The organism is Microbacterium rhizomatis (assembly GCF_008710745.1).
GTDB lineage: Bacteria > Actinomycetota > Actinomycetes > Actinomycetales > Microbacteriaceae > Microbacterium > Microbacterium rhizomatis.
The window spans coordinates 953721-970317 of record NZ_VYSA01000001.1 but is presented as its reverse complement, the minus strand read 5'-3'; the positions used below and the strand labels follow the sequence as shown (position 1 = coordinate 970317).

16 protein-coding genes are annotated in these 16597 nt (G+C 68.4%); 15 read left to right on the top strand and 1 reads right to left on the bottom strand.

Going from position 1 to position 16597, the window contains the following annotated elements:
• The first annotated feature begins 3 nt into the window (after positions 1–3).
• The 15 genes from F6B43_RS04665 (at position 4) to F6B43_RS04595 (ending at position 15958) form a co-directional block, all read left to right on the top strand.
• Positions 4–1788 carry a peptidoglycan D,D-transpeptidase FtsI family protein gene (locus tag F6B43_RS04665; RefSeq protein WP_150447702.1) on the top strand — a complete coding sequence of 595 codons (1785 nt, stop codon included), beginning with the start codon at positions 4–6 and terminating at the stop codon, positions 1786–1788.
• A 40-nt stretch (positions 1789–1828) separates the two neighbouring features.
• A complete protein-coding gene (locus F6B43_RS04660; protein ID WP_150447701.1) occupies positions 1829–3241 on the top strand; it encodes a UDP-N-acetylmuramoyl-tripeptide--D-alanyl-D-alanine ligase in 1413 nt (470 codons plus the stop codon).
• A complete protein-coding gene (mraY, locus tag F6B43_RS04655; RefSeq protein WP_150447700.1) occupies positions 3238–4338 on the top strand; it encodes a phospho-N-acetylmuramoyl-pentapeptide-transferase in 1101 nt (366 codons plus the stop codon). Before F6B43_RS04660 ends, mraY begins: the two co-directional genes overlap by 4 nt.
• Positions 4335–5888, top strand: coding sequence for a UDP-N-acetylmuramoyl-L-alanine--D-glutamate ligase (murD, locus tag F6B43_RS04650; RefSeq protein ID WP_150447699.1), 1554 nt, complete (start codon positions 4335–4337; stop codon positions 5886–5888). Before mraY ends, murD begins: the two co-directional genes overlap by 4 nt.
• Positions 5836–7092 (top strand): putative lipid II flippase FtsW, encoded by a 1257-nt coding sequence (gene ftsW, locus F6B43_RS04645; RefSeq protein ID WP_150447698.1) that lies wholly within the window; start codon positions 5836–5838, stop codon positions 7090–7092. The genes murD and ftsW overlap by 53 nt, the downstream gene beginning before the upstream one ends.
• Before the next feature lie 35 nt (positions 7093–7127).
• Complete coding sequence (murG, locus tag F6B43_RS04640) at positions 7128–8201, top strand: undecaprenyldiphospho-muramoylpentapeptide beta-N-acetylglucosaminyltransferase (RefSeq protein ID WP_150447697.1); 1074 nt, start codon at positions 7128–7130, stop codon at positions 8199–8201.
• 84 nt (positions 8202–8285) lie between these two features.
• On the top strand, positions 8286–9698 hold the full coding sequence (gene murC, locus F6B43_RS04635) for a UDP-N-acetylmuramate--L-alanine ligase (RefSeq protein ID WP_150447696.1): 1413 nt from the start codon (positions 8286–8288) through the stop codon (positions 9696–9698).
• A gap of 5 nt (positions 9699–9703) precedes the next feature.
• Entirely contained in the window at positions 9704–10735 is a 1032-nt protein-coding gene (locus F6B43_RS04630; RefSeq protein WP_150447695.1) for a cell division protein FtsQ/DivIB, read from the top strand.
• Between the two features lie 207 nt (positions 10736–10942).
• Positions 10943–12097: a cell division protein FtsZ gene (gene ftsZ / locus F6B43_RS04625; RefSeq protein ID WP_150447694.1), complete on the top strand. Its 1155-nt coding sequence runs from the start codon at positions 10943–10945 to the stop codon at positions 12095–12097.
• Positions 12098–12121: 24 nt separating this feature from the next.
• On the top strand, positions 12122–12838 hold the full coding sequence (locus F6B43_RS04620; RefSeq protein ID WP_150447693.1) for a YggS family pyridoxal phosphate-dependent enzyme: 717 nt from the start codon (positions 12122–12124) through the stop codon (positions 12836–12838).
• Between the two features lie 31 nt (positions 12839–12869).
• Positions 12870–13331 carry a cell division protein SepF gene (locus F6B43_RS04615; protein ID WP_150447692.1) on the top strand — a complete coding sequence of 154 codons (462 nt, stop codon included), beginning with the start codon at positions 12870–12872 and terminating at the stop codon, positions 13329–13331.
• A gap of 4 nt (positions 13332–13335) precedes the next feature.
• The gene (locus tag F6B43_RS04610; RefSeq protein ID WP_150447691.1) at positions 13336–13632 is read left to right on the top strand and encodes a YggT family protein; all 297 of its coding nucleotides are present in this window, start codon (positions 13336–13338) and stop codon (positions 13630–13632) included.
• Positions 13633–13767: 135 nt separating this feature from the next.
• Positions 13768–14370, top strand: a complete 603-nt coding sequence (locus F6B43_RS04605) for a DivIVA domain-containing protein (protein WP_150447690.1) — start codon at positions 13768–13770, stop codon at positions 14368–14370.
• Between the two features lie 9 nt (positions 14371–14379).
• Positions 14380–15036, top strand: a complete 657-nt coding sequence (lspA, locus tag F6B43_RS04600) for a signal peptidase II (RefSeq protein WP_150447689.1) — start codon at positions 14380–14382, stop codon at positions 15034–15036.
• 1 nt (position 15037) lies between these two features.
• A complete protein-coding gene (locus F6B43_RS04595) occupies positions 15038–15958 on the top strand; it encodes an RluA family pseudouridine synthase (RefSeq protein WP_150447688.1) in 921 nt (306 codons plus the stop codon).
• A 26-nt stretch (positions 15959–15984) separates the two neighbouring features.
• Here the strand turns inward: F6B43_RS04595 and F6B43_RS04590 are convergent, their stop codons facing one another.
• A complete protein-coding gene (locus F6B43_RS04590) occupies positions 15985–16464 on the bottom strand; it encodes an NUDIX domain-containing protein (RefSeq protein WP_150447687.1) in 480 nt (159 codons plus the stop codon).
• Between the last annotated feature and the right edge of the window lie 133 nt (positions 16465–16597).

The window sequence follows — 16597 nt, the reverse complement described above, 5'->3', positions numbered from 1 at the left end:
AGCATGACGACACGAGCCACTCGCAGTCCTCGCCGCCGCACGGTCATCGCCCTCGCCGTCGTGCTGGCCGTGCTCGCCGGATTCATCGTGCGGCTGGTCGACATCCAGGTCGTCAACGCCGACGTCAACATGGCGCAGGCGCAGTCGTACAGTCTGGGCGCCACTCGGACCCTCTACGGCACCCGTGGCTCGATCGTGGACGAGACGGGCCAGACGCTCGCCGGTAGCATCCTGCAGTACGACGCGCAGCTCAGCCCCTCCAACGCTGCGAACTACCAGCGGACCGACGCGGACGGCAAGCAGGTGGCCGTGCCGCTCAGCGACATCGCCGCCCAGATCGGCGCGGTGACCGGTCAGACGGCGGCCGACGTCGAGAAGATCGTGACCGACGCGCTCGCCGCCGACCCGAATTCGCAGTTCGCGTACCTCAAGAAGGGCATCTCGACCGCGGAGTACCGCGCCCTGGCGGATCTGGGTCTGCCCTTCATCTACTTCGACCAGCACCCTGCGCGCACGTATACGGACGGCGCAGTCGCGGGCAACCTGGTCGGCTTCATGGGGACGGATGCCACGCCCCTGGCCGGCCTCGAGATGATGCAGAACTCGTGCCTGGCCTCGACGGACGGCAGCGCTTCGTACGAGAAGGGCAAGGACGGCGTCATGATCCCGGGGACCGAGCAGCAGAATCCCGCGGTCGACGGCGGAACCCTGAAGCTCACGATCAACCGCGATCTGCAGTGGTATCTGCAGCAGCTGATCGGTCAGCAGACGCAGGACATGGGTGCCCTCCGCGGCACCATCACGGTCGTGGAGGTGGCGACGGGCAAGATCCGTGCTGCCGCGGAGTATCCGAGCGTCGACCCCAACAACGTCGACGCGGCCGAGCCGCAGAACCGTTACAGCCACATCTTCAGCGACACTTTCGAGCCAGGGTCGACCTTCAAGGGACTGACCGCATCGACCGTGCTGGATGCCGGTGGCCAGACCGTGAACTCGACGGTGACCGTGTCGGGGGCCGAGCAGTTCGCGAACGGTGCGCGCGTGTACGACTCGTTCCAGCATCCGGCGTACAACTACACGCTCGCGGGCGTCCTGATCGATTCGTCCAACGCCGGCATCTCGCGGTTCAGCGAGACCGTGAGCACCCAGACGCGGTACGACTACCTGCAGCGGTTCGGGATCGGGTCGGGGAGTGCGGTCGGCTTCGAGGGCGAGTCGAAAGGACTTGTCGTTCCGCCCGACCAGTGGGACAACCAGCAGACCTACAACACCTCGTTCGGACAGGGCCTCACCACGACCGTCCCCGAACTGGTGGGCGCGTACGATGCGATCGCCAACGGTGGGACGCGGATGCCGCTGTCGCTCGTCGAATCGTGCACGAAGGCCGATGGCACCGTGATCACTCCGACGTTGCCGGCGCCGCAGCCCGTCATGAGCGCAGACACGTCCGCCCAGGTCCGCACGATGCTCGAGAACGTCGCGCTCCAGGCCTCGTACGCCGATCAGGTCGCCGTGCCGGGGTATCGCATCGCGACCAAGACCGGAACCGGTGAGAAGAGCGACGGCAACGGTCACTACAAGGTCGGCGTCTACTTCACCACGATGATCGGATTCGCACCCGCGGACGATCCCCAGTACATCGTCGCGGTCACGCTCGACGAGCCGACCAAGGTAACCTCGTCTTCGGCCAATGCGCCCGCGTTCCAGAAGGCGATGACTCAGGTCCTCAAGACGTATCGCGTGATGCCTTCGACCACCCAGCCCACGCTGCTCCCCAAATTCGGGTGAGCATCCGCGCAGACTGACCCGCCACACGGCCGGAGACACGATGATCGCCCTCACGCTCGCCCAGCTCGCCGACGCCGTCTCGGGTGAACTCCGCCTCGGTCGAGATGACACCCCCGACACGATCGTCTCCGGGGCGGTAGACACCGACTCGCGGCTGATCGGCCCCGGCGACATCTTCGTGGCGAAGCCCGGCGAAGTGACCGACGGGCACCTGTTCGTCGCGGGTGCCGCAGCCGCGGGTGCTGCTGTCGCGCTCGTCCAGCACCCGGTCGAGGCGGCCGTTTCGCAGATCGTGGTCGTCGATGTCGTCACGGCGCTCGCCGACCTCGCCCGCGAGGTCGTCTCGCGCGCACGTGCGGCGGGCGACCTGCAGGTCGTCGGGATCACCGGGTCCAACGGCAAGACGACCACCAAGAACCTGCTCGCGCGCATCCTCGAGCTCGAGGGCGAGACGGTTGCTCCGCGCGCCTCATTCAACAACGAGGTGGGTGCTCCACTCACCATGCTGCGCGTGACACCGAACACTCGGTATCTGGTCAGCGAGTTCGGCGCGAGCGGTCCGGGTGAGATCGCTCGCCTTGCGGGGCTGGTCGAACCCGATATCGCGATCGTCCTCATGGTGGGCATGGCTCATGCCGGCGGGTTCGGCGGCATCGAGGCCACCTTCGAGGCGAAGTCCGAGCTCGTCCGCGTCTCTCGGCGGGGCGGCCTGGCCGTTCTCAACGCCGACGACCCGCGGGTGGCCGCCATGGCGCCGATCGCCGCGGAGCGCGGCCAATCGATCCGCTGGTTCGGACGGGGCGCCGGCGCCGATGTGCGCGCCGACGATGTCGAAGTGACCGCATCAGGGACCTCCAGCTCGATCACCGCTGATGGCCGGACCCTCACCCTGCGCCTGCGGGTCCTGGGCGCGCACCATGTCATGAACGCCCTCGCCGCGATCGCCGCAGCGACCGCTCTCGGCGTTCCGCTCGCGACGTGCATCGAGCGTCTCGAGACGGTCGAGCTCGCCGAGCGCTGGCGGATGCAGCCCCTCGGCTCCGATCGGGTGCGCATCATCAACGACGCGTACAACGCGAGCCCGGATTCGATGGCCGCAGCCCTGCGGACCCTCGCCGAGATCACGGGCGAGGGCGAGCGCACAGTCGCCGTCCTCGGGGCGATGAGCGAGCTCGGTGAATACGCCGGGGAGGAGCACGACCGCGTGGGACTGCTCGCGGTGCGCCTCGGGATCCAGCGCATCGTCGTGGTGGGCACCGACGCCCGGCGCATGTATCTGGAGGCTGTCAGCCAGGGATCGTGGGACAGCGAGGCGATCTTCTTCCCGACCGCCGATGAGGCCTACACGTACCTGCTCGGCGAGCTGCGGGACGGCGATCGCGTGCTGGTCAAATCCTCCAACTCGGCCGGGCTCAGGTTCCTCGGCGATCGTCTGGGAGAATCGTTCTCGTGAGATCCCTCCTGACGGCAGCCGCGATCTCGCTGGCATTCACCCTCTTCCTGACCCCGGTGTTCATCCGGCTGTTCCGGAAGTGGGGCTGGGGCCAGGTCATCCGAACCCCGGAAGACATCAGCAATCCGTCGCACGGCGCCAAGCGCGGCACCCCGACCATGGGCGGGACGATCTTCATCCTCGGCACCGTCATCGGCTACCTCGTCGGCGCGTACACCGGCAACAATCCGCCGACCGTGTCGGGGTGGCTGGTCATCTGGATGATGGTCGGCCTCGGGACGGTCGGATTCATCGACGACTACATGAAGGTCCACCGCCAGCGCAGCCTCGGACTCAGCGGCTGGCGGAAGGTCGTCGGGCAGATCATCGTCCTCGTGCCCTTCGCCGTGGTCGCGCTCAACTTCCCCGACCGTGTCGGGCAGACTCCCGCAGCGGCCTACGTCTCGGTGTTCCGCGACATCCCCGCTCTGTCATTCATGGCACTCGGCCCGATCCTCGGATGGCTGCTGTACCTCGCGTGGATCTCGCTCATCGGGGTCGCAGCATCCAACAGTGCCAACGTCGCGGACGGTCTCGACGGTCTCGCCGCCGGCGCGGGGAGCTTCATGGTCGGCGCCTACAGCCTCATCGCGTTCTGGCAGTTCAAGCAAGCCTGCACAGCCGTGCCCTCCAACCTGACCGCGTGTTACGACACACGCGATCCGCTCGACCTCGCGATCGTCGGTGCGGCGTTCGCGGGCGCTCTCATCGGCTTCCTCTGGTGGAATGCGCCGAAGGCCGACATCTTCATGGGCGACGTCGGGTCGATGGGCATCGGCGGGGTCGTCGCAGCGTTCGCGATCCTCACCCGCACCGAGATCCTGCTGGTCCTCATCGCGGGCGTGTACGCCATCGCCTCCGGATCGGTCATCGCCCAGCGCGTCTACTTCAGGCTGACCCGCGGAAAACGGCTCTTCCTGATGAGCCCGTTCCATCACCACCTCGAGATGCGCGGCTGGCCCGAGATCACGATCGTCGTGCGGATGTGGATCATCTCGGGGATGCTGGCCATCTCGGGCGTCGGACTGTTCTACGTCGAATGGCTCTCGCGAACATGAGCGCCACGCGCCTGGACGCGCTGACGAGCTGGAACGCCGACTGGTCCGGACTGCGGGTGGCCGTGCTCGGGATGTCGGTGACAGGCTTCTCGGTCGCCGACACGCTCGCCGAACTCGGCGCGGATGTCCTCGTGGTCTCCGAGTCCGCGGATGCCGATTACGAGCGGATCCTGCCCGTGCTCGGAGTCGCGCTCTGGACGGGACCGCTCGATGACGTGCCGGCCGCGCTGTCCGGCTTCGCTCCCGAGGTCGTCATCGCCTCACCCGGCTTCTCCCCGCGGCATCCGGTGATCGAGTGGGCACGGGCCAGCGGTATCGCGCTGTGGGGCGATGTCGAGCTCGCCTGGCGAGTGCGCGACAAAGTGCTGCGCTCCGACGGCACGCCCGCCGCGTGGGTGCTCGTCACGGGCACGAACGGCAAGACGACCACCACCCGGCTCGCGGCGACGATGATGATGGCCGGCGGGTTGCGCGCTGTGCCGTGCGGCAACATCGGCGTGCCCGTCCTGGACGCCGTGCGCGATCCGGAAGGGTTCGACGTCCTGGTGGTCGAACTCTCCAGCCATCAGCTCTGGTACCTGTCTCTGCAGAGCGGCCCGGACCCGCTGTCGCCCCATGCGGCAGTCTGCCTCAATCTGGCCGACGATCACCTGGAATGGCACGGCTCGTTCGATGCCTACCGCGCGGCGAAGGCGTTCGTGTACGCCAATACGCGGGTAGCGTGCGTCTACAGCAAGGCGGATGCCGCGACCCGGCGAATGGTCGAAGACGCCGAGGTGGTCGAAGGTGCCAGGGCGATCGGGTTCGACCTCGGCATCCCAGGGCCGAGCGACCTCGGCGTGGTCGACGGCATCCTCGTGGATCGGGCATTCCTGGACGACCGGCGCACGAGCGCCCTCGAGATCACGACGATCGATGCGCTCGCCGAGGTGGGGCTGGCCGCCCCGCACATCGTGTCGAACATCCTCGCGGCCACCGCCCTGGCGCGGTCGCTGGACGTGGGACCGGCCGCGATCCGCGACGCACTCAGCGACTTCCACCTCGATCCCCACCGCATCGAGGTGGTCGCGGTGTCCGAGGGCGTGACCTGGGTGGACGATTCGAAAGCCACGAACCCGCATGCCGCCGCGTCGTCGCTCGCGGCTTTCCCCGGAGCCGTCTGGGTGGTCGGAGGGCTGCTGAAGGGCGTCGACATCGGAGAACTGGTGGCGACCAGGGGCAAGGCGGTCAGCGCGGCGATCGTCATCGGCCTCGACCGCGCCCCGATCGTCTCGGCGTTCCAGCGACACGCGCCCGAAGTCCCGCTGTTCGAGGTCGCGCACACGGAGACTGAAGGGGTCATGGCGCGGGTGGTCGAACTGGCCGCCGGAGTAGCCCGTGATGGGGACGTGGTTCTGCTCGCCCCCGCCGCGGCCTCCTTCGATCAGTTCACGTCCTATGCCGACCGCGGGCGTCGCTTCGCCGCCGCGGTGCGCGATCGGATCGGGAGGGGACACCATGGCGACGACGACCACGGCACCCCCGGCGCGTCCGCGGGAGCTGCCGGCTGACGCACACCGCAGACGGGGTCTCGCTGCGCGGGTCTCACTCGGACGTGTCTTCGCGCCGGTGCCGAGCGAGTTCCTGCTCATCGCCTCGACCGCGCTCCTCCTGACCGGCTTCGGGCTCGTGATGGTGCTCTCGGCGACATCGGCGACCGCGACGGCCGCTGGGCAGCCGCCCTACGAAGCGGTCATCAAGCAGGCGGTGTTCGCCGTGATCGGCATCCCGCTCATGTTCATCGCCAGCCGCCTCCCGATCACGTTCTGGAAGCGGATGGCCTGGCCGGCGCTGATCGGCGCCATCCTCTTCCAGATGCTCGTCTTCGTGCCAGGGCTCGGTGTGGAGGCGAACGGAAACCGCAACTGGATCCAGATCGCGGGATTCCAGGCTCAACCGGCTGAGTTCCTGAAACTCACCCTCGCGTTGTGGATCGGCTACGTGCTCTACCGCAAGCAGACGCTGCTGGGGTTGTGGCGGCACGTGTTCATCCCGCTCGTGCCGGTGACCGCGCTCGTGATCGCGACGGTCATGGCGGGGCACGATCTGGGCACGGCGATGATCCTCGCCCTCATCGCCCTCGGAGCGCTGTTCTTCTCCGGAGTGAAGCTGCGGATCTTCATCCTTCCGCTGATCGCCGCGATCGGTGCGATCTACTTCTTCGCGGTGACCAGCCCCGACCGTATGCGGCGCATCCTCAGCTTTCTCAATCCGAACTGCCTCGCCGATTACTACAACGACTGCTACCAGCCGCTGCACGGCATCTGGGGGCTCGCCGGCGGCGGGCTCTTCGGGCTCGGCCTCGGCAACTCGAAGGAGAAGTACGACTGGCTTCCCGCCGCGGCGAACGACTACATCTTCGCGATCGTGGGGGAAGAACTGGGGCTCATCGGCTGTGCCGTCGTGCTCGCGCTGTTCGCGCTGTTCGCGGTGGGCGCCTTCCACGTGATCCGCAAGACGAATGATCCGTTCGTGCGCATCGTGTCCGGCGGCATCACGGTCTGGATCGTCGGGCAGGCGCTCCTGAACGTCGGCGTCGTGCTCCGCGTGTTCCCCGTCCTCGGGGTGCCCTTGCCGTTCATGTCGCAGGGTGGAACGTCGCTGCTGTCGGCCCTGGTCGCCTCCGGCGTGCTCTTGTCGTTCGCGAGATCGCTGCCCGTGCGCACCGCCGCGCCACCGCAGCGCACCGGGCGGGCTCGCGTCCCGGCATCCTGAGCGTCTCTCGGCGAAGCTCCGGGTAGGGTCTCAGGGTGACGACGTATCTGCTCGCCGGGGGCGGCACCGCCGGTCATGTGAACCCTCTGCTGGCCGTAGCGGACGGTCTTCGCGAACGGGATGCCGCGGCCGGCGTCCTGGTGCTCGGAACCCGTGAAGGACTCGAGGCGCGACTCGTGCCGCTGCGCGGATACGAGCTCCTGTTCGTCGACAAGGTGCCCTTCCCCCGCCGTCCGAACGGTGCCGCGGTGCGCTTTCCCGCTCAGTTCCAGCGTGCCGTCGCACAGGTTCGAGCCCACATCCGCGAACATTCGGTCGACGTCGTCGTCGGCTTCGGAGGCTACGCTTCCGCACCCGCGTATGTGGCCGCAGGTCGGGAAGGAGTTCCCGTCGTCGTGCACGAGGCCAATGCCAGGCCCGGACTCGCCAATATTCTCGGCGCACGACGGGCGGCGCGCATCGGCGTCGCGTTCGAGGGCACCCGGCTCGCCCGATCGCGCGTCGTGGGGATGCCGCTCCGCGGCGAAGTCGTCGAACTCGACCGCGCCGCCCGGCGCGACGAGGCCGCGGAGTATTTCGGTCTCGACCCCGCCGCGCCGACGCTGCTCGTCTTCGGCGGATCGCTCGGCGCGCAGCGCCTCAACGACGCCCTGGCCGAGTCGTGGCGCGATGTCCTCGAGGCGGGCTGGCAGCTGATTCACGTCACCGGTGAGCGGTCCGAGCTCGTCGACCCCGGCGCTCGGGGCTACGCGCTGCGACGCTACGTCGACCGCATGGACCTCGCGTTCGCTCTGGCGGATCTGATCGTGTCCCGTGCGGGTGCCGCGACGGTCAGCGAGATCAGCGCTCTGGGAATCCCGGCGGTGTACGTGCCGTACGCGGTGGGCAACGGTGAGCAGGCACTCAACGCGGCTTCAGCGGTACGCGCGGGCGCTGCTCTCCTCATCCCCGACGGCGAATTCACCCCCGACCGCGTGCGCACCGAGATCGTCCCCCTCCTCGCGGACAGCGCCCGGCGCTCGGCGATGACGGTGGCTGCGGCATCCGTCGGGACCCGCTCGGGCACGGCGAACGTGATCGCGATGATCGATGAGGCGCTCGGAGCCTGAGCTCTCTGGCGAAATCACTGTGCGCGCGACGCCCAGCGCGCCGAAGGCCACGCGGCTGCGGGGCCAACTTAGGATTGACGGGTCATGATCAGACCCGACCTGAGCCTTCCTCTGCCCGAGAACATCGAGGCCGCGCACTTCATCGGCATCGGCGGCTCGGGGATGTCGGGGCTTGCTCGCATGTTCCTCGCGCGCGGCATCCGCGTGTCGGGCTCCGATCGGGCAGACAGCCCCGGTCTGCGGCAGCTCGAGGCACTCGGCGCACGCGTGCACGTGGGGCACGATGCCGCGAACCTCGGCGACGCCGACACCGTCATCCACACCGGCGCCATCTGGCCGGAGAATCCCGAGTTCGTCACGGCGAAGGAACGCGGGCTCTCGGTCATCCACCGCTCGCAGGCATTGCACTGGATGATCGGCGGACGCCCCCTCGTGTCCGTCGCCGGTGCACACGGCAAGACGACGTCGACGGGAATGATCGTCACGGCCCTCCGCGCTCTGGGCGCCGACCCGTCGTTCGTGAACGGCGGTGTCATCGCGCAGCTCGGGGTCTCGAGTGCCACCGGCAGCGACGACCTCTTCGTGATCGAGGCCGACGAATCCGATGGTACTTTCCTGCTCTACGACACCTCGGTCGCGCTCATCACGAACGTCGATCCCGACCACCTCGACCACTACGGCACCGACGACGCCTTCGTCGGCGCGTTCGCCCGCTTCGCGGGCGACGCGCGCGACGCGGTCGTGATCTCGGCCGACGATCCGGGTGCTCTCCGGGTCGCTGCCCGGCTGTCGCATCCGCACGTGCGCACGTTCGGCGTGGCAGATGCTGCCGACGTGAGGGTGCACGACATCCGCACCGACGGCGGCGTCGGGTTCACGATCACGGCGGACGCCGCATCCGTGTCGGCGCGCCTGGCGATACCCGGCGTGCACAACGCGGTCAACGCCGCCGGCGCCGTCGCCGTGCTCCTCACCCTGGGGTACGAGCTCGAGCCTGCCGTCCGCGCGGTCGAGGGTTTCGCGGGCACCGCGCGCCGGTTCGAGCTCCATGGCACGGAGCACGGGGTCAGCGTCTACGACGACTACGCGCACCACCCGACCGAGGTCGCCGCCGCGCTCGCGGCCGCCCGCACCGTGATCGGCGACGGTCGGATCATCGCGCTGCACCAGCCGCACACCTACTCGCGAACGCAGCAGATGGCCGGCGAATTCGCCGCTGTGCTCGAGGAATATGCCGACCACACTGTCGTCCTCGACGTCTACGGCGCACGCGAGGATCCGATCCCGGGGGTCACGGGCGAGCTCGTGAGTGCCGAGTTCGACGACGCGGATCACGTCCACTTCGTCGCGGATTGGCAGGAGGCGGCGGAGTACACCGCCGCCGTGTCCCGCCCCGGTGACTTCGTGATCACCCTCGGCTGCGGCAATGTGAACCTGATCATCCCCCAGGTGCTGGAGGCGCTCGGTCGCCCGAGCACCACGCGTGCCGGGGAGTAGGGCGTATGCGCCGCCCATCTCCTCTGCCCCTCCCGGAACCGAGCCGAGCCGCTGAGCCGGCGGCAGCCGCCGACGCGGTCTCGATCGACGAGGGTGCGCCGCCCCGCGGCCCCCAGAACGCTCCAGGCACGCAACGCCGCGACCCGCCAGGGCAGTCCGGCACCACCGCGATCGAGACGGCGGGTGTCCTCACGGCGCTGCGGCCGTCCGCTCTGCCGGTCGCCGCGGGGGACACGGTGCGCGCTGACACCACAGCGCCCCGCGAGGCCGAGCCGCCGCTCGGCCTGCGCGACGTGTGGCGCGCGGCGCGGGCGCGCCGCAAGGCCCTCCGGGCCGAGGTGCGCCGTTTCACCGGTCGCCAGCGGCGCAGGCGGGCGGTCTGGATCGGATCGGCGGCTGCGGTCGTGGTGCTCATCCTCGCCACGCTCGGTGCGGCATACAGCCCGCTGTTCGCTGTCGAGGAGATCCGCGTCGTGGGCACATCGCAGCTGGATCCGCAGGCGGTCGAGAATGCGCTGAGCAGCCAGCTCGGGACGCCTCTCCCACGCGTCGACCAGAGTGCGGTCAAAGCAGCGCTGGTCGGTTTTCCGCTCGTCGAGACCTACACGCTCGAGGCGCGGCCGCCGCACGAGCTGATCGTGCGGATCGTCGAGCGCACTCCGGTCGGAGTCGTCTCTGGCCGCGCCGGGTTCAGCGTCGTGGATGCCGCGGGGGTTGCGCTCTCCACGAGTGCGGCGATGCCGGCCGGACTGCCGCTGCTCACGATCACCGGGGGCACGGAGTCGCCTGCCTTCGCCGCGGCGGGCCTCGTGCTCCGTGCGCTCCCCGACGCGGTCAGGGCTCAGGTCACCGCAGTGACCGCCTCGAGCCCTGACGATGTCACGCTCACTCTCGGAACGAACACGCAGATCGTGTGGGGCAACGCCGACCAATCTGCCCTCAAGGCGCTCGTGCTTGAGACGACGATGCGAGCCAGGCCGCCGGCATCCGTCAGTGTTTACGATGTGTCATCGCCGCAGGCGATCGTCGTCCGCTGAATACTCTCAACCTCGGGTCGAGACGACTTCGCGGCGCGATGTCGCGACACGCCGCGATTCTCCGGGCCGAGGTGCGTGCGCCGCATACTTTCGACTCAGGAATTGCATACCCGGCAACACTTTATACCTCTACTTGAGGTTTAAGGTTCGCCCGAGGGCGACAGAGCCCGAATGTACGGACAAGAGCTGGACACAACGGAGGACGGCATGAGCCAGAACCAGAACTACCTCGCCGTGATCAAGGTCGTCGGTGTGGGTGGTGGCGGCGTCAACGCCGTCAACCGCATGATCGATCTCGGCCTTCGCGGTGTCGAGTTCATCGCGATCAACACCGACGCGCAGGCGCTCCTCATGAGCGACGCCGACGTGAAGCTCGACGTGGGTCGCGAGCTCACTCGCGGTCTCGGCGCGGGCGCCGACCCCGAGGTGGGGAGGCGCGCAGCCGAAGACCACGCAGAAGAGATCGAAGAGGCGCTGCGCGGCGCCGACATGGTGTTCGTGACGGCGGGCGAGGGCGGTGGGACCGGAACGGGCGGTGCACCCGTCGTCGCGAAGATCGCCAAGTCGATCGGGGCACTCACGATCGGTGTCGTCACCAAGCCGTTCTCGTTCGAGGGTCGCCGCAGGCAGAGTCAAGCGGAGGTCGGTGTCGCGAAGCTCAAGGAAGAGGTCGACACCCTCATCGTCGTCCCCAACGACCGGCTGCTCGAGATCAGTGACCGCGGCATCTCCATGATCGAGGCGTTCGCGACCGCAGACCAGGTCCTGCTGGCCGGCGTGCAGGGGATCACGGATCTCATCACGACTCCCGGTCTGATCAACCTCGACTTCGCCGACGTGAAGTCGGTCATGCAGGGGGCGGGCTCGGCCCTCATGGGGATCGGCTCGGCCCGTGGTGCCGACCGCGCGATCAAGGCAGCCGAGCTCGCCGTCGAATCCCCTCTCCTCGAGGCCTCGATCGAGGGTGCGCACGGTGTGCTGCTGTCGATCCAGGGCGGTTCGAACCTGGGCATCTTCGAGATCAACGATGCCGCTCAGCTCGTCAAGGAAGCAGCTCACCCCGAGGCGAACATCATCTTCGGAACGGTGATCGACGACACGCTCGGCGATGAGGTGCGCGTCACCGTGATCGCAGCGGGCTTCGACGGTGGAGAGCCGTCGCTGCGGATCGATCCGGTCACCGCCGGTCGCGTCGCGTCCGCGCCCCTGATGCCGGTGACGCCCGCGGCCGAGGCTGCCCGCGAGCTCGAGACGGAGACCGCAGCGAAGGAGTCGGTGTCGGTGGGAGCAGCATTGCCCGACGCGACGTACGACTCCGCCTTCGGCGACGACGATCTCGATATCCCCGACTTCCTGAAATAGCCGCCACAGCTCACGGAGAACCGCGTGGTCGTCGTCGATCCACTACTCGCCGGCCGCCTCGCGGACGTCGATGCCCGCATCGACGACGCCGCGCGGCGCGCCGGGCGTGACCCGGGCGACGTCACGCGGATCGTCGTGACGAAGTTCCACCCCGTATCGCTGATCGAAGAGCTCGCAGTGCTCGGTGTGCGAGACGTCGGCGAGAATCGCCAGCAAGAGCTCTCCGGCAAGGTCGCAGAACTGCACTCGATGCGGGAACCGCCGCTCCGCTGGCACTTCATCGGGCAGGCGCAGGCCAACAAGGCGCGCGCGATCCGCGCCGCGGCATCCGTCGTCCACTCCATCGACCGCGAACGCATCGCCGACGCGTTCGACGCGGCGGGTCAGGCAGACGGTGTGGATGCCGCGCCCCTGCTCGATGTGCTGATCCAGGTGAATCTGACCGACGACCCGGCTCGCGGGGGAGTGCGCCCAGACGAGCTCGAGGCGCTCGCGACCCACGTCCGCGGGTGCCGCACTCTTGCTCTCCGCGGCGTGATGGCCGTCGCGCCCCTCGGCGAGGAGCCCGCCGCGGCGTTCGCTCGCCTCGCCGGATACTCCGAGCGGCTCCGCACGGTTGCTCCGGATGCCGACTGGATCTCGGCCGGCATGACGGCAGACTTCCCCGCGGCCATTTCCTACGGCGCGACACACCTGCGGATCGGCTCCGCAATCACGGGCCCGAGGCCCGCCCGCGACTAACCTCAAACCAGACGATCGAACGGAGGATCCGATGTCGAACCCGCTCAAGAAGACCATGGTGTACCTGGGCCTCGCCGACGAGGAAGAGGTGTACGAAGAGCCTGCCGCGCAGCCCGCCGGGCGACGCGCTCAGGCGGTCGAGAAGGTGGCTGCGCCGGTCGTGCCACTGCATCGCCCCACTGTCGTGCGCCAGCCCGCTCCGGCGATGATCAGCGAGATCCTCACTGTGCACCCGAAGCAGTATCGCGACGCGCAGGTCATCGCCGAGAACTTCCGCGACGGCATCCCCGTGATCATCAACCTGTCCCAGATGAGCGATGCCGACGCGCGTCGGCTGATCGACTTCGCGAGCGGACTCTCGCTCGGGCTCTACGGGCGCATCGAGCGGGTGACCAGCAAGGTCTTCCTGCTCTCGCCCGAGAACGTCGCGGTATCGGGAGACGGCGCGGTGGCGCAGGCCGATCCCGAGTCGGTCCCGTTCTCGCAGCCCTAGCGAGGTGAATCTCGTCAGCGTTGTCGCCCAGATCCTCAACGCGCTGATCCTGATCTTCGTCTTGGTTCTGCTCGTTCGTCTCATCCTCGATTGGGTCCCGATGTTCAATCGGGAGTGGCGTCCGCGTGGTGCGGGCCTCGTCCTCGCCGAGATCGTCTACACGGTGACCGACCCGCCGATCAAGCTCCTTCGTCGTTTCATCCCTCCGTTGCGCGTCGGGGCGATCGCGATCGACTTCGCGTTCGCGATCACGATGCTCCTGTGCTTCGTGCTCCTGGGTATCACGCGCGCCTTCATCTGAGTCCGATCGCGTGTGACGCCGGTCTCTCGCGACCTCAAAGTCGGGCGACTATGCTTGCGTGGTACGGTCGCCCGGAACGGGTCGATCAGCCCGGACATTCGGTCCTCGACCTGAACTCTCGAAAGAGGAAACACCATGGCATTGACCCCGGATGACGTAGTCACCAAGCAGTTCCAGCACGTCCGCTTCAAGGAGGGCTTCGACCCCGACGAGGTCGATGACTTCCTCGACGAGATCGTCGTCGAATGGCGCAAGACGATCGCCGAGAACGACGAGCTGAAGGCCAAGGTGGCTGCGCTCGAGTCCGGCAGCGCCGCCAGCGCCACCCCCGCCGCTCCCGTCGAGGCGGCCCCCGTCGCCGAGGCGGCCCCCGAGCAGAGCGCCCCCGTGGCGGAGTCCTCCGCGGCTCCTGCCGCAGCGAGCGCCGGCATCATCGAGCTGGCGCAGCGTCTCCACGACGAGCACGTCGCGGAGGGCATCGCCCAGCGCGACCAGCTCATCTCCGAGGCGCAGTCGCAGGCGACATCGATCGTCGCCGAGGCCGAAGCGCGGGGACGTGAGGAGCTCGAGCGCCTCAACAAGGAGCGCGGCGTCCTCGAGGCCCGCATCACCGAACTCCGTAACTTCGAGCGCGACTACCGCACCCAGCTTCGCAGCTGGATGGAGGGCAAGCTCCGTGACCTCGAGACGACGGCGACGTCCTCCGGCGCGACACCGGTCTCGGCCATCGGCCTCTAGGCCGGGTCTTTGACACGCCGAGCCCCCCTCCGAGCGGCGGCGGCCGGCACCATCATCGCGGTACTCGCGATCCTGGTGCTGGCCGCCGACCAGTTGGCGAAGTATTTCGCCATCCAGAATCTTCCCCCCGAAGAGCCCGTCCACGTCCTGGGCGACTTCCTGATCTTCTACCTCATCCGCAATTCGGGTGCCGCGTTCTCGCTCGGTGAGGACGTCACCTGGATCTTCTCGCTCGCGCTGGCTGCGGTCGCGATCGCGATCGTCTGGCTCATGATCACGCGCGTTCGGTCGCGGGCGTGGGCGATCGTGCTCGGACTCCTGCTGGGCGGGGTGCTGGGCAACCTCACCGACCGTCTGTTCCGTGCTCCCGGCTTCGGAGTCGGACACGTCGTGGACTTCATCAACACGCCGTGGATGATGCCGGCGATCTACAACGTGGCCGACATGTTCATCGTGACGATGATGATCGGCGTGGCGATCCTCGTCTTCACCGGCCTGCGGTTCGACGGCACCCGCGAGCGCCGAGACGACGATTCGCGTGCGCAGGACGATGAGCCCGCCATCGACGGCATCGGCGACGATCGAGACCCGCTGTTTCCCGCCGCGGATCCCGAGGTGGGCGCTCCCGGCGAGGCTCCCGCCTCCGCCGACCCCGCGAAGGACTGACGTGGAGTCGCGCGGACTCCCCGTGCCCGACGGGCTCGAAGGGGTGAGGGTGGATGCCGCCCTCTCCAAGATGCTCGGATTCTCACGGACATTCGCGGCCGAGGTCGCCGACGCGGGCGATGTGACCATGGACGGCCGCACGCTGTCGAAGTCGGACAGGCTCCGTGGCGGAGCATGGATCGAGGTGTCGTGGGAGCCCAAGCGCGACCCCGAGATCGTGCCGATCGCGGTGCCCGGCCTCGGGATCGTCTACGACGACGACGACATCGTGGTGGTCGACAAGCCCGCCGGGGTCGCCGCACACCCCAGCCTGGGGTGGGACGGGCCGACCGTGCTGGGAGCACTCGCCGCCGCCGGCTTCCGAATCGCCACGACGGGTGCGGCCGAACGACAGGGAATCGTGCACCGTCTCGACGTCGGTACGAGTGGGCTCATGGTCGTCGCCAAGTCGGAGAACGCGTACACCGCTTTGAAGCGGGCGTTCAAGGAGCGTGAGGTCGAGAAGATCTATCACGCGGTCGTACAGGGCCATCCCGATCCGCTCTCCGGCACGATCGACGCCCCGATCGGGCGGCACCCCACACACTCGTGGAAGTTCGCGGTGACGCCGACGGGCAAGGACTCGGTGACCCACTACGAGACGCTCGAGGCGTTCCGCGGCGCTTCGCTCCTCGAGATCCACCTCGAGACCGGGCGCACACACCAGATCCGTGTGCACATGGCCGCGCACCGGCATCCCTGCGTCGGTGACCCGCTGTACGGAGCCGACCCGACGCTGTCCGCGCGGCTCGGGCTCACCCGGCAGTGGTTGCACGCGCACCGGCTCGCCTTCTCCCACCCCGCAACGGGGGAGTGGGTCGAATTCGAATCGCCCTATCCGTCTGACTTGGCGCACGCCCTCGAGGTCCTGCGCGCCGACTGAGGGCCGCCGACCGCGTGAAGCGGGTGTCAGCGGCCGCCGGCGAATTCTGCGGGACCGTCCGTCAGCGCGTGGGCGATCCGGGCCCGCATCTCGTCGTCGAGGCGATCCAGCCCGTCGAGCGCGTCGAGGGCGTACCAGCCGACGTCCGTCATCTCGCCGTCGGCGGGATACGGCTCGCCATCCACCCACGCGCAGCGGAACGTGATGTCGAGGTAGTCCGTCACATCGCCGTTGTCGTACTCCACCCGCGGGATCACGTGCGTCCACCCGAGTCGCTCGACCCGGACGACGACGCCCGCCTCCTCGAGTGCCTCGCGCGCCGCGGCGTCGGCAGGCTCCTCCCGCGGGTCGATGATCCCCGTGATCGGGGTCAGCGCGCCGTTGTCGCTGCGGCTGCCCAGCAGCACCATGCCCTCGTGCACGATGACGGCGGTGACCCCCACGAGCCAGAGCGGCATGTGCCCGACGTGGCGGCGGAGTTCGAGGACGAAATCGGGGGTCGGCATGTCTCCACCGTAAAGCGGGTCGGCCGAGTGTGCGGGCGATCCGCGCACTCGTGTCCGGGTGTCGGTGAGGACGGGTAGCCTCGATCCGTGGCATCCGACTCCTTCGTTCACCTGCACGTGCACAGCGAGTACT